At 66.5% G+C, this 12827-nt stretch carries 12 protein-coding genes; 1 reads left to right on the top strand and 11 read right to left on the bottom strand.

What is annotated here, in order from left to right; genetic code table 11:
* Positions 1–194: 194 nt before the first annotated feature.
* From purU to folD, 6 genes are all read right to left on the bottom strand, one after another.
* Positions 195–1034, bottom strand: a complete 840-nt coding sequence (gene purU, locus ACM9LZ_RS10055) for a formyltetrahydrofolate deformylase (RefSeq protein ID WP_416619261.1) — start codon at positions 1032–1034, stop codon at positions 195–197.
* Positions 1031–1615 (bottom strand): sarcosine oxidase subunit gamma, encoded by a 585-nt coding sequence (locus tag ACM9LZ_RS10050; protein ID WP_416619260.1) that lies wholly within the window; start codon positions 1613–1615, stop codon positions 1031–1033. Before ACM9LZ_RS10050 ends, purU begins: the two co-directional genes overlap by 4 nt.
* Complete coding sequence (locus tag ACM9LZ_RS10045; RefSeq protein WP_416619259.1) at positions 1608–4541, bottom strand: sarcosine oxidase subunit alpha family protein; 2934 nt, start codon at positions 4539–4541, stop codon at positions 1608–1610. Before ACM9LZ_RS10045 ends, ACM9LZ_RS10050 begins: the two co-directional genes overlap by 8 nt.
* A complete protein-coding gene (locus tag ACM9LZ_RS10040; RefSeq protein WP_416619258.1) occupies positions 4538–4822 on the bottom strand; it encodes a sarcosine oxidase subunit delta in 285 nt (94 codons plus the stop codon). The genes ACM9LZ_RS10045 and ACM9LZ_RS10040 overlap by 4 nt, the downstream gene beginning before the upstream one ends.
* Before the next feature lie 11 nt (positions 4823–4833).
* Positions 4834–6081: a sarcosine oxidase subunit beta family protein gene (locus ACM9LZ_RS10035; RefSeq protein ID WP_416619257.1), complete on the bottom strand. Its 1248-nt coding sequence runs from the start codon at positions 6079–6081 to the stop codon at positions 4834–4836.
* A gap of 62 nt (positions 6082–6143) precedes the next feature.
* Entirely contained in the window at positions 6144–7043 is a 900-nt protein-coding gene (gene folD, locus ACM9LZ_RS10030) for a bifunctional methylenetetrahydrofolate dehydrogenase/methenyltetrahydrofolate cyclohydrolase FolD (protein WP_416619256.1), read from the bottom strand.
* A gap of 625 nt (positions 7044–7668) precedes the next feature.
* Between folD and ACM9LZ_RS10025 the strand changes: the two genes are divergently transcribed.
* On the top strand, positions 7669–8316 hold the full coding sequence (locus ACM9LZ_RS10025; RefSeq protein ID WP_416619255.1) for a TetR/AcrR family transcriptional regulator: 648 nt from the start codon (positions 7669–7671) through the stop codon (positions 8314–8316).
* A gap of 34 nt (positions 8317–8350) precedes the next feature.
* Here the strand turns inward: ACM9LZ_RS10025 and ACM9LZ_RS10020 are convergent, their stop codons facing one another.
* From ACM9LZ_RS10020 to ACM9LZ_RS10000, 5 genes are all read right to left on the bottom strand, one after another.
* Positions 8351–9211, bottom strand: coding sequence for a metal-dependent hydrolase (locus ACM9LZ_RS10020; RefSeq protein WP_416619254.1), 861 nt, complete (start codon positions 9209–9211; stop codon positions 8351–8353).
* A gap of 96 nt (positions 9212–9307) precedes the next feature.
* Positions 9308–9853, bottom strand: a complete 546-nt coding sequence (locus ACM9LZ_RS10015) for a MarR family winged helix-turn-helix transcriptional regulator (RefSeq protein ID WP_416619253.1) — start codon at positions 9851–9853, stop codon at positions 9308–9310.
* 45 nt (positions 9854–9898) lie between these two features.
* Positions 9899–10885 (bottom strand): NADP-dependent oxidoreductase, encoded by a 987-nt coding sequence (locus tag ACM9LZ_RS10010; RefSeq protein WP_416619252.1) that lies wholly within the window; start codon positions 10883–10885, stop codon positions 9899–9901.
* A 13-nt stretch (positions 10886–10898) separates the two neighbouring features.
* A complete protein-coding gene (locus ACM9LZ_RS10005; protein WP_416619251.1) occupies positions 10899–11765 on the bottom strand; it encodes an acyl-CoA thioesterase in 867 nt (288 codons plus the stop codon).
* A complete protein-coding gene (locus ACM9LZ_RS10000) occupies positions 11762–12727 on the bottom strand; it encodes an SDR family NAD(P)-dependent oxidoreductase (protein WP_416619250.1) in 966 nt (321 codons plus the stop codon). Before ACM9LZ_RS10000 ends, ACM9LZ_RS10005 begins: the two co-directional genes overlap by 4 nt.
* Positions 12728–12827 lie beyond the last annotated feature (100 nt).

The raw sequence follows: 12827 nt of genomic DNA, 5'->3' as shown, positions 1-12827 counted from the left end.
GGCTCCCTCTCCGGACCTGCTTTGCCGTCGAGGGGGCAGGCATGACCAGGCGATGCGACAGATTATTATTATCGTTTCTATGGCAAACCCTGCCCCCTCGCAATGCCTGTCTTGCGAGGGGGCAGGGTTGCCTTGCGGGGGGGCAGTCCCCCCCACTGTCAGCGCTGTGCGGCCATCCGGAGCGTGACGGGTGGTCAGAGCACGACGGTCTTGCTGGCGTTGGCGAAGATCCGGTGCTCGGCATGCCAGCGCACCGCGCGGCTCAACACCGATGCCTCGATCTCCCGGCCGATGGCTACCATCTCGTCGGCGGTGACGGAATGGCTGACACGCCGGACATCCTGTTCGATGATCGGCCCCTCATCCAGGTCTGCCGTCACGAAATGGGCTGTGGCACCGATGATCTTGACGCCGCGCGCATGGGCCTGGTGATAGGGCTTGGCGCCCTTGAAGCTGGGCAGGAAGCTGTGATGGATATTGATGCAGCGACCCTCCAGGCTGGTGGAGAACTCGTCCGACAGGATTTGCATGTAACGGGCCAGCACCGTCAGTTCGGCACCGCTTTCCTCGATGATCGACAGGAACCGGGCTTCCTGCGCTGCCTTGCCGTCGGCCATGGGCAGATGGTGATAGGGCAGGCCGTGCCATTCCACCAGCTTGCGCATGGTCTCATGGTTGGACACGACCCCCACGATCTCGATGGGAAGCTGTCCGATCTCGGTCTTGTGGATCAGGTCGACCAGGCAATGGCCGAATTTGGAAACGGCGATCAGCACCTTCTGCTTGCGGGCCAGATCCTTCAGGTCGCAATCCAGCGACAGGTCGGCCGCGGCCGGGGCGATCAGCGCGGCCAGCCTGTCGGGGCCGATGGGGCTGGTCAGTTCCATCCGGCTGAAGAAATGGCCCGTATCGGGATCGCCATAGACCTCCGCCGCGCGGATGTCGCAGCCATGGGCGGTCAGCAGCGGGGCGACTGTCGCGATGATGCCGGGACGATCGGGGGAACGAAAACGCAGGACAAGATTGCGGGTCACGGGAAAACTCCGGCTCGGGGCTGGACACGGGCGAACAGGCGCCCGGCATAGGGGGCCATCGTCTGGTCGACGATGATCCGGAAACGGGGCATATGCGGCCCGTCGGACAGGCGTGCGATGAACATGCCGGCATCACCCAGCAGCGACCGGGCTACCGCATCGACGGGAAAGCTGTCGGGCCACAAGTCCAGGGGGCAATGGGCGGCCAGTGCCGCCCGCGCGGCGGTGCCGGCGAGGCAGAACGAAGCGCGGGCATGCGTCAGGTCCACCGCCAGCAGGTCGCCGGCCGTCTGGCCACCGATCCGCGCCACCCAGGCGGCAACCGCCACCTCCGGTCCTGTCACCAGCCATTCACCGGGTGCCAGCCAGGCGACGCTCAGTCCCTGGTCCGCCACCAGCCGGCCGGAAGGTGGCGGGACCATGCCCGTCACCGCCTGAAAGCGCGCGTCGGCATCCTTGCCGACGATACGCAGCTTGGCGACGCCCAGATCCGTTTCCAGGCGGAAGGACAGGTCCGGGCGGACGGTTTCCAAGGCCTCCGGCGCGGTGCGGCGCAGCGTGATTGCGGGTTGCTCAGCCATGCGTGCGCTCTCCTGCGGGATCGAAGAAACGGGGATCGGCGATGCGGGCCGTGCGCCACTGGCCAAGATCCCAGACGCGCACCGTATCACCCATCCGGTCACGCCCGCGTTCCACCAGCCCCATGGCGATGGGCCGGTCCAGCGTGGGCGAATGGATGCTGGATGTGACCCAGCCCTGGGTGCCGGTTGCCGCTGTCGCCCCGGCCGGCAGGACATGGGCGCCCACGGCCAGCGGGCCACCGTCATCGGCCACTTCCAGCCCGACAAGCTGGCGCCGGTCGGTCCGCAATGCATCGGGCCGCAGGGTCGACCGGCGGCCGACGAAATCGTCCCTCTTCTTGGCGATGACGGGGCCGAAACCGATATCCTGGGGATAGGTCGTGCCGTCGGTATCCGAACCGACATGCAGGAACCCCTTCTCGATGCGCATCGCCATCAGCGCTTCGACCCCGAAGGCGGTGATGCCATGGGGCTTTCCGGCCTGCATCAGCGCATCCCACAGGCCCGCCCCATAGCCCCAGGGCACGGCGATCTCATAGGACAGCTCGCCGGAGAAGCTGACCCGCTGCACGCGGGCCGGCACGCCGCCTACGGTGCCCGCGCGATAGTGCATGTGCGGGAAAGCCTCGGCGGACAGATCGATATCGGTGCCGACCGCCTGGAACACCGCACGCGCCTGTGGTCCGGCAACGTTCATCACGGCCCAGGCGGTGGTGACATTCTCCACCGCCACGCGCAGGTGCGGCCATTCACATTGAAGCCATTCTTGGAAAATGTCGGTGATGGCGGCCGCGTGGCCGCTGGTCGTGCCGACCAGATAATGTTCCTCCCCGATGCGGGCAAAGACGCCATCATCGTACACGATGCCATGTTCGTTCAGCATCAGGCCGTAGCGCCCCTGGCCCACCGTCAGCGACCGGACATTGTTCACATACATGCGGGTCAGGAACGCGGCGGCGTCTGGCCCCTTCACCTCGATCTTGCCCAGGGTGGAGGCATCGAACAGCCCGACCGACCGCCGCACCGCGCCGACTTCGCGCGCAATCGCCTGTTCCTCCGTTTCGCCGTCGCGCGGGATGAAGGCTGGACGCAGCCAGGCGCCGTAATTCTCCATCCGGGCGCCAAGTGCCACCTGCGCCGCGTGCGACGGGGTTACAAGGAAGGGGGACAGGTCGTCGCCCACGGCGCGGCCGGCGAAGGCGCCGATCGTCACCGGGTCGAAGGGCGGCCGGAACTTCGTCGTGCCAATGGCCTGTGGCGGGCGGTCCAGCAGGCCGGACAGCACCTGGATGCCCGCCACGTTGGAGGTCTTGCCCTGGTCGGAGGCCATGCCGAGCGTGGTGTAGCGCTTCAGGTGCTCCACCGAGCGGAAATTCTCCCGGCTGGCAAGCTGCACGTCGGCGACGGTCACGTCGTTCTGGAAATCCAGCCAGGCCGTCTGCGCGCTGATATCGCCGTCGGCAAAGCGGCGGGTGGGGCCGACCGCGGGGGCGGCTGGCACCGCCACGGGTTCGCCCCGGACCGTCGCCCGGGCCGCGGCGATGGCGGCGGCCAGGTCCCGGATGCCGGCGGCGGCACCGACGCTGACCGCATCCTGTACGGCGTCCTTGGGCAGAAAGGCCTGCTGCCGCGCGTCATAGGCCAGCGTGCCACCGGACTGCGAATGCAGATGGACGGCCGGGTTCCAGCCATCGGATGTCAGGATGGCATCGCAGGCGATGTGGCGCCGGTCCCTCCCGGTCAGGCTCGTCACCTCCAGCCCGCGAACCGTGCGGCCGCCCTTGGCCGCGACGGGGGCCGAACCGGCGATCACCTCGATGCCGCGTCGGGCGGCCTCGGCGGTGACGGTGCCCGGTGCCGTCCGGCTGTCGACGATGGCTGCGATGTCGCATCCCGCGTCATGCAGCGCGAACGCGGCCTCGTAGGCGCCGTCATTGTTGGTACACAGGACGGCGGTGCGGCCGGGCAGCGCGCCATAGCGCACGGCATAGGTTTGTGCCGCCGATGCCAGCATGACGCCCGGCAGGTCGTTGCCCGAAAAGGGGACCGGCCGTTCAAAGGCACCCGTCGCCAGAATGACCTTGCCACAGCGCACCTTCCACAGACGCTGGCGCGGGCCGGTGCGCTCGGCTGGCGGCAGATGGTCGTTCACCCGTTCGCACAGGGCGACCAGCCCGTGATCATAGAAGCCGAAGGCCATGGCCCGGTTCAGCAGCCGGATGTTCGGCGCGGCGCGCAGCCGGGCCAGCGCCGCATCGCGCCATTCCAGCGGAGGCAGCCCCTCCACCGTGCCGGTTGCCGACAGCAGGCCGCCGCCGAACTCGGCATCCGCCTCCACCAGCATGACACGCCGGTTGCCGGGCTGGGCCGTCGCCGCCAGGGCCGCGGCCAGCCCGGCCGCGCCGGAGCCGATCACCAGCGTATCGACATGGGCGAAGCAATGCTCGTACCGGTCCGGATCGGGCAGGGCGGGGGCCGTGCCCAGGCCGGCCGCCTTGCGGATCGAGGGTTCGAACAGGCTCCAGCCGGGCCAGAAGAAGGTCTTGTAATAGAACGCGGCGGGGATGAAGCGCTTGAACAGCGCATTGACCGCCATCAGGTCGAACTCGACGCTGGGCCTGGCATTGACGGGCGTCGCCGTCAGCCCCTCGTAAAGCTCCACCTGCGTGGCCTTCACGTTGGGGACGGTGGCTGCCCCCTGTTCAAGCTGGACGATGCCATTCGGCTCCTCCAGTCCCGCCGCGATCAGGCCGCGGGGGCGGTGATACTTGAAGCTGCGGCCGATGATGGAAACGCCGTTGGCCAGCAGGGCCGAGGCCAGCGTATCGCCTTCATAGCCCTGGTAGGACCGGCCCGCCCACCGGAAGGTGACGGGCCGCCGCTGGTCGACGGTGGTTCCGGGTCTTGTGCTGCGCCAGCCGCTCATGCCGCAGTTCCTTCCGGCAACGCTTCGCCCATCGGATAGACGGCGGTGATGCGATGTGTGACCGTGTCGCGGGCCAGGTTGAACCAGCGCCCGCAGCCTGCGCTGTGCAGCCACCGTTCCCGGTGTTCGCCCTTGGGGTTGGTGCGATAGAACAGGTAGTCGGCCCAGGCCTCGTCGGTGACGGCGTCATGCGGTCCCGGCCGGGTGATGTGCCCTTCGCCGCCGCAGCGGAACTCCGTTTCCGCACGGGGACCGCAATATGGACAGGTGATGAGAAGCATGTTGATCCCCCCTAATGCGCGATGCCGGAGGCCGCGGCCTCGTCGATCAGCGCACCGGTCTTGAAACGGTCCAGGCCGAAGGCGGTGGCCAGCGGGTGTGGTGTGCCCGTCGCCATGACATGCGCCAGGCACCAGCCGCCGGCCGGGATCGCCTTGAACCCGCCCGTGCCCCAGCCGCAATTGACATAGAAGCCGTCCAGGCCGGTGGCGCCGATGATGGGTGTGCTGTCATGGACGACATCGACGATGCCGGCCCACTGGCGCAGGAAGCGCATGCGGGAGAAGGCCGGGAACAGTTCGACCACGCCGGCCGCGGCCCGTTCCATCCAGGGCAGGTTGCCGCGCTGGGCATAGGACAGATAAAGGTCCAGTCCCGCGCCGATGACCAGTTCGCCCTTGTCGGACTGGCTGAGATAGGTACCCGTCGCCGGAGACAGGATCACCGTGTCAAGGCAGGGTTTGACCGGTTCGGAAACGAAGGCTTGCAGCGCATAGGAACTGATCGGCAGCCGCACGCCGGCCTTGGCCGCCACCACGCTGGAATGGCCCGCCACCGCCATGCCGACCGTGTCGCTCAGCATCGTGCCGCGGCTGGTTTCCACCCCGCGCACCTGGCCGTTCTCGATCAGGAAGCCCTGTACGTCGCAATTCTGGATGATGTCGACACCCAGGGCGGAGGCGGCACGGGCATAGCCCCAGGCCACCGCATCATGCCGGGCTGACCCGCCGCGCGGCTGGTTCAGGCCGCCCAGGATGGGAAAGTGCGGGTTTTCATTCAGCCCTGGGATGTTGGACCGGACCGAAGCGGCATCATGCAGTTCCGCATCGATTCCATTCAGCCGCATGGCATTGGCGGAGCGGCGCAGCATCTCCATCCCATGCCGGTCATGGCCCAGCATCCACATGCCCCGCTGGGAGAACATGATATTGTAGTTCAGGTCCCGCGACAGGCCCTCATAGAGCTTCAGCGAAAATTCAAAGAATGTGGCGGTCTGCGGATAGAAATAGTTGGACCGGATGATGGTCGTGTTGCGGCCGGTATTGCCCCCGCCGATCCAGCCCCGCTCCAGCAGGGCGACATTGGTGATGCCGTGATTCTTGGCAAGATAGTAGGCGGTCGCGAGACCATGCCCGCCCCCGCCGATGACGATCGCGTCATAGCGCGGCTTGGGCGTGGCATCCCGCCAGGCCGGCTGCCAGCCGCGCTGGCCGTTCAATCCTTCACGCAGCAGCGAGAGTGCGGAATATCTTCTGGTCAAGCTCAGGTCCTCCGACCCTTATTATACAGCGCTGTACTGTATCGTTCAATAAAGGCTGACGATCAAGCCCGCTGGAATTGTGGTATATCGGGTGCAGCATGCGATTGCTGATGGGCCAAGGCGCGCTCTGCCGATGCAATGGTGTTTTCAAGCAGCATCGTCACCGTCATCGGGCCGACACCGCCCGGCACGGGGGTGATGCGCGACGCCTTGGCCGAGACCCCGTTGAAATCGACATCGCCGGTGATGCAGCCGTCGGCCAGCCGGTTGATGCCGACATCGATGACGACGGCACCGGTCTTCACCATCTGCCCAATGATCAGGTTGGGCACGCCGGCCGCCACCACCAATATGTCCGCCAGGATGGTGAACTGGGCCAGGTCGCGCGTCTTGGCATGGCAGATCGCCACCGTGGCACCACGCGCCATCAGCATCAGGGCCATGGGCTTGCCGACAATGTTGCTGGCCCCCACGACCACGACATTCTGTCCTTCGATGGGGATGTTTTCGCTTTCCAGCAGCTTGACCACACCATAGGGCGTGCAGGGGGAAAAGATCGTGTTTCCCGTCACCAGTCCGCCGACATTATAGAGATGGAAGCCGTCCACATCCTTCTGGACCGAAATGGCTTCCAGCACCTGATCAAGCCGGATATGCGCGGGCAGGGGAAGCTGGACCAGGATACCGTCGATCCCCGGATCGGCATTGAGATTGGCGATGGTTTCCAGCAGGTCGGCATTGCCGATGCTTTCCGGAAAGCGCAGGCAGGCCGACCGGATGCCCACCGCTTCGCAGGCGCGGATCTTGTTGCGGACATAGACGGCGGATGCCGGGTCGTTGCCGACAAGGATGACGGCAAGGCCCGGTGGCGCGCCACGCCGTTCGGCAACCGCCTGCCCGCGCCTCAGCAGGTTCGGGCGCAGCCCTTCGGCGAGGCGCCGGCCGTCGATGACCTTGACCATGGAACAACCTTTCACAAGGAGGGCGCCGGCGCCCGGCATGTCGCACCTGCAACGCCCGCCGGGACCGGCGGGTATTTTGGATCAGGCGTGTTATGATGGCTTTATAGTACAGTGATGTATTGTACGTCAATTCGGAAACAGCGGCCTGTGGAGACAAGGCGGGCGTGCCGACCGCGTGCAGGGGAGGGCGGTGCTATGCCCCTGGCGCGCCATTGTGAATCCTGAGCGCGAGCCGACAATCGGCTTTGTCGGATAATATTCTGATAAACAATAGAAATTTTAGAATCCGGCCCTGCTGTGGCCAGCGACGGTGCCAGGTGTGGGTTTGCATGCCGGCCAAGGCAGCCGGCACTGGCGGGGCATGGCTGGTGCAGCCAGTCGCCCTCCAAAAAAGACAGTACTGTCTTGATTATGATTGTCGGTCTGCCGGCTGGCGGGCCCCCGGCGGGGCGTACGAAATGTGCCCGAACGTGCGATGGAGGGTATGACATGGCCGACCCCGATCCCGGTGATCGCCTCCGCCAGCCCGCTGTTCCCGTTGAACCCGGCGCGGTATACAGGTATGTACTGACGGGTCGGCCGGCCTGACCGGCGGGCCGGCTGGTGCCCACTGATCCCGGACTTGATGATGTCGAGTGACCTTCCCGAAACGGACCCGACCGATGCGTCGCTGAAGAAGCGGCCGCGCAAGGCCCCGACCGGGCCGCGACTGGGGCGCGAGGATTGGGTGCTGGCCGCCAAGAAGACATTGGTGGCGCGGGGGATCGATTCCGTGAAGGTCGACCGCCTGGCCAAGGAGATCGGGGTCACCCGCGGCAGCTTCTACTGGCATTTCAAAAGCCGTGGCGAACTGCTTCAGGCGCTGCTGACCTATTGGCGCGACACGAACACCACCGCGATCAGGACGGCGGTGGAAAGCAATCGCGGCAATGGCGATGCGCAGTTCAAGGCGCTGATCCGCACCTGGGTGGAGGAGAAGGATTTCTCCCCCAGCTTCGACAATGCCGTGCGTGACTGGGCCCGCCATTCCAAGACCGCCGCGACCCTGTTGCGCCGGGTGGATGAGGAACGGATTGCCCTGCTGGGCGACATCTTCCGCAACCTGGGCTATGAGGAGGCCGAATGCGCCGTCCGGGCGCGGGTGCTCTATTTCCACCAGGTGGGCTATTACGCCCTGGCCATCAAGGAAACCCGGGCCGAGCGGATGGCTTCGATGCCGCTTTATTACAAGATATTGACCGGTATCACCCCGCCGGCCGACAGCGCCGCCTGACGGCTTGCCGGGCCCTTGTCTTGTTGCGGGGCGGTCAGCCGGCCCGGCGGGCGGTCCATTCACCGCCCTTGTCGAACCTGGCCAGATACTCGAACAGGCCCTTGGGCACGGGCTTGCGCCCGGGATCGTACCAGGGCAGGAAATTGGCCAGCAGCGGTTTCAGGAAGACGCGGCGGTTGAATTTCCGGAACGCCTTGATGTCCTGTTCCAGCCTGGCCTGCTCGGCCGGATTCATGCCGGCGCGATCGATCTCCAGCATATAGGCGGACGCCTTGGCGGAAAACCGCCGCAGATGCCACATGGCATAGACGAAACCGTAGATGCGGTAGAAATAGCCGTTCACGATGCGGCCCCACAGGCCGCGCGCGAAGGCCTTCCTGAACACCTGGAAGCAGACTTCGCGATGTTCGAATTCCTCCGCCATATGCCATTTCCAAAGGCGGATGGCGGCGTTGTCCAGGCCGCCGATCATCTCCTCGGAATGGTCGAACCACAGGCCACCGGCAACGGCCCCCAGGGATTCGAACCCGTCGGCATAGGCGAGGCGGAATTTCAGTGACCGGGTCCGGGTAAAGCGCTCCAGATCGGCCGCCAGTTCCGCTTCGAATTCTGCAAGACGCGGATAGCCGGCATCGATCAGCACCTTGTTGAACTGCCGGTGCTGCCGGAAATGCTGGGATTCCTGGCCGATGAAGGCCTGGATGTCGGCGTGCAGGGCCTCGTCATCGGCCGGCAGCAATGGCTTGACCTCCTGCAACAGCTTGATCAGCCAGGGCTCCACCGGCGTCGGGATGATCGACGTTGCGTTGCGGTCCTGGCAAAAGGCGATGTTGGGTGCCCAGTGTGGCTTGATGTCGGAAAAGTCGATCCTGGGAAACCGTACCGGCATGGACATGCCACCCTCCCTGTTCATATTGCTTGGGGATAAGGATACCGCCGGCTTGCGGTCTGCCAATTCGCAACAGCTTAAGCATTTAAGTAGTTCTGTTGCTCAGGCCGTGAGGAAGTCCCGTTCCATCGCGACATGCACGGTCCGCAGCAGGGTTTCAAGATCGGTACTGTCCGTCGCCGTCAGGTCGCGACAGGCGCGGGCGAAGGAGCAGGTGCGGGCGATGCGCTCCATGGCGGACAATGTCAGTTCCCGGCCTTTCCCGGTCACCCGCAGATGCACCGTCCGGTGGTCGTCCGGTGCCGGCACCCGCTCCACCAGCCCCGATTTGGACAGTTTCGCCACGCGGACGGAAATGGCGGCCGCCGTCACGAACAGCATGCGGGCGAGGTCCGTGGGCCTGGGCGACCGGTCCTCCTCGATCAGCAGCGCCGCCAGCACGAAGATGTCCGACCCGCTGACCCCGTATCCGGCGGCGATATCATCGATATCCCGCCAGACGATCTGCGCGATGGCCAGCGCGTGCCACATCGGTCCGAAATAGCCCGTGTCGATGCCGGGTATGGCGTCGCGGAAATAATGCCTGCCGCGCTCCAGCGGGTCGGTGACGAAGGTCCTGTCGGTGGAACGGGTGCTGTCGTTCGTCATGCTGCACCTCCCATGGATGCTGGTGGATGGTCCGCTCTGGAATGGTCAGGCAGGACGCAAGCCGGCCCCCCGTCGTTCACCCTCCCGCCCATCCTTGTCCCTATCCATCCGGACCAGGATCTTGCCCCGGGCATGCCCCGTCTCGCTCAGCATGTGCGCGGCGGCTGCTTCCTCCAGCGCGAAGACGCGGTCGACGGGAACCCGCAGCCGCCCGGCCGCCATCAGATGCGCCAGATGTGCCAGGCGCGCGCCATCGGGTGCGACGGCGGCGGTGGTCATCCGAACCCCGTGGCGGGTGGCGGCATCCGGTTCCGGCGGGGTGGGGTCCAGCGTGACCAGCATGCCGCCGGGCCGGAGCACCGGGAACGACCGGTGCCGGACGGCGCCACCGACCCCGTCCAGCACAAGGTCGACATCCCGCAGCCCGTCGGCAAAGTCACTGGCCCGGTAATCGATCACCCGATCCGCGCCCAGGCCCGCCACCCGGTCCCGGTTGGTGGCCGAACAGGTGGCGATCACCTGCGCGCCGGCGATCTTTGCCAGTTGTACGGCCAGGCTGCCCACCCCACCGGCGGCGGCGTGGATAAGCACCGCCTGTCCGGCCTGCAAGGCCCCCAGGTCGAACAGGGCGGTCCATGCCGTCAGACCGGCCAGGGGCAGGCCGGCCGCGTCCATCGGGGATATGGCATCGGGCAGGGGGGCCAGGGCGTGGGCCTTGACCGCGACCAGTTCCGCCCAGGCCCCGCCCTGTTGCACGGGAACCATGCCCGCAACATGCATGCCGGATGTGAAACCCGCCGCCAGCGGCCCGGCCGCCACCACCGTGCCGGCAATATCGGCGCCGGGCGTGAACGGGAAGGCCTGTGGCACCCATTCACGGAACCAGCCGGCCCTGAACTTCCAGTCGGCGGGATTGACCGAACTGAAGGCCTGCCGCACCAGCACCTCGTCCGCGCCCGGACAGGGGGCGGGCGCTTCTTCCAGCCGAAGCCGGTCCGGCCCGCCATGGGCATGGTAACGGATGGCGCGCATGGTTTTCCCCCGTTCAGGTCATGGACCGGAAAAGCGCTTCCTGGCTGGTGCTGGCCACCAGCCGGCCCTGCCGGTCGTAAAGCAGCCCGCGTGCCAGTCCGCGGCCGTCGCCGCCGGACGGCGTATCGCAGTGATAGAGCAGCCACTCGTCCGCCCGTGCCGGCCGATGAAACCACATCGCATGGTCCAGACTGTTGATGGTCAGTTCCTGGCGATTGGTGGACAGGCGCCCCGGCCCCACGGCGATGCCGGCCAGCCAGTAATCGGCCAGGAAGGCCAGCAATGCGGCCTGGTCACGGTCATCGCTGCCGGCGGCGCTGGGCATGCGCACCCAGAAGGCCCGGGACCTGTCACCGGACGGTGCGAAGAAATAGGTTTCCGGCGCCACCAGCCGCAGTTCGAGCGGGAAGGGTGCCGTATAACTGGCCACGGTTTCCGGCGGCAGCCGATGGGCATGCGCGGCGACATAGGCGTCGAGTGAAACCAGCGTCTCCGGGGCCGGCAGGCCGGCGGGCGGGGGCTGCTGGTGGGCTTCGCCCTCTTCGGGGTCGTGGAAGGAACAATGCAGATGGAAAATGATCCGGCCGTCCTGGCTGGCCCGGACGGCCCGTGCCGCGAAACGCCGCCCGTCGCGCAGCCTTTCCACGGCATAGTCGATGGGGCGGCCCGCATCGCCCGCCCGCAGGAAATAGCCGTGCAGGGAATGGGGCATCCATGCCGGCGCTGTGCGGGCGGCGGCTGTCAGCCCCTGGGCCAGCACCTGTCCGCCGAACAGCGCGCCCGCCGGATTGGCCTGGGCGTGCCGGCTGCGGAACAGGTCGGCACCGGCCTGTTGCAGGTCCAGCAGCCGGGCCGCGCTTATGGGTGCCGGCCGGGTCACGCCGGGCTCAGGCGGCGCTGTGCCTCGATCACCGTGTCCATTTCCTCCAGCCCGCTGCGCGGAACGGCATAGTGGCTGCGATCATCGATCTGCGCCAGATGTGCGGCCACCTCCTCCACGGTGGGGGCCACGGTGCCGGGGTGATACCAGCCCTCCGTCAGGCCGACGAAGATGCGGGAGTATTTGCCGCCCAGCACGGAATACATGTTCTGCGAACTGTCGCAGGCCCGGCTAGCCATGTAGCAGGCCATGGAAGCCACGAAATCCGGCTGCATGCCCTGGATATAGTGGCGGGAGCGCTGGCCGGCGGCGGCCAGGAAATCGGCGTCGGGCCGCACGTCACCCGGCTTGCCGCCCAGGCGCCCGCCGATCGCGTTGGGGAACAGGCAGTTCACCGCGATGCCCGCCGGCGCCTCCTGCGCGATTACGTTCATCAGCCCGATCATGGCCGTCTTGGCCGATCCGTAATTGGCGCGGATGGGATTGCCGAAGATGCCGGACTGTGAACCGACCAGCACGATGCGGCCATATCCCTGTTCCACCATATGGCGATAGGCGGGCTGGGTGACGAAGAAGGCGCCCTTCACATGGACATCATGGACGGCGTCGATATCGGCCTCGGTCAATTCGCCGAAGCGGGCGTTGCGCTGGTTGCCGGCATTGGGGATGACGATGTCGATCCGGCCGAAATGGCCGATGGCGGCGTCGATGATGGCGGCCCCGCCGGCTTCGGTGGCGACGCTGTCGTAATTGGCCACGGCCTTGCCGCCGCCTGCCCGGATCTCTGCCACCACGGCGTCGGCGAAGGTCGCGGAAGATCCTTCGCCCGTTGTGCTGCCACCCAGGTCGTTGACGACCACGGCGGCACCCCGGCGGGCCAGTTCCAGGCAGAAGGCACGGCCCAGCCCGCCTCCACCGCCGGTGACGACTGCGACCTGCCCGTTGAAATCGATATGACCCATCACCTGATCCCGCCATTTCGCGTCTTTTGGATGAGGGGCAGCGTAGCGCCGGTGCCGGCCGGCGCCAGACAGCAAATCGGCGGGCCGGCGCATTCTTCAG

This window comes from Niveispirillum fermenti, assembly GCF_048066175.1.
Classification (GTDB): Bacteria; Pseudomonadota; Alphaproteobacteria; order Azospirillales; family Azospirillaceae; genus Niveispirillum; species Niveispirillum fermenti.
Note: the sequence above shows the minus strand (reverse complement) of the source record. Positions and strands in the feature narration are given on the sequence as shown.

Bases quoted from the DNA above. Each gene is read 5' to 3' on its own strand.
- ACM9LZ_RS10050 (WP_416619260.1), bottom strand. From the start codon at position 1,615: ATGGCTGAGCAACCCGCAATCACGCTGCGCCGCACCGCGCCGGAGGCC.
- ACM9LZ_RS10045 (WP_416619259.1), bottom strand. From the start codon at position 4,541: ATGAGCGGCTGGCGCAGCACAAGACCCGGAACCACCGTCGACCAGCGG.
- ACM9LZ_RS10040 (WP_416619258.1), bottom strand. From the start codon at position 4,822: ATGCTTCTCATCACCTGTCCATATTGCGGTCCCCGTGCGGAAACGGAG.
- folD (WP_416619256.1), bottom strand. From the start codon at position 7,043: ATGGTCAAGGTCATCGACGGCCGGCGCCTCGCCGAAGGGCTGCGCCCG.
- ACM9LZ_RS10025 (WP_416619255.1), top strand. From the start codon at position 7,669: ATGATGTCGAGTGACCTTCCCGAAACGGACCCGACCGATGCGTCGCTG.
- ACM9LZ_RS10020 (WP_416619254.1), bottom strand. From the start codon at position 9,211: ATGTCCATGCCGGTACGGTTTCCCAGGATCGACTTTTCCGACATCAAG.
- ACM9LZ_RS10015 (WP_416619253.1), bottom strand. From the start codon at position 9,853: ATGACGAACGACAGCACCCGTTCCACCGACAGGACCTTCGTCACCGAC.
- ACM9LZ_RS10010 (WP_416619252.1), bottom strand. From the start codon at position 10,885: ATGCGCGCCATCCGTTACCATGCCCATGGCGGGCCGGACCGGCTTCGG.
- ACM9LZ_RS10000 (WP_416619250.1), bottom strand. From the start codon at position 12,727: ATGGGTCATATCGATTTCAACGGGCAGGTCGCAGTCGTCACCGGCGGT.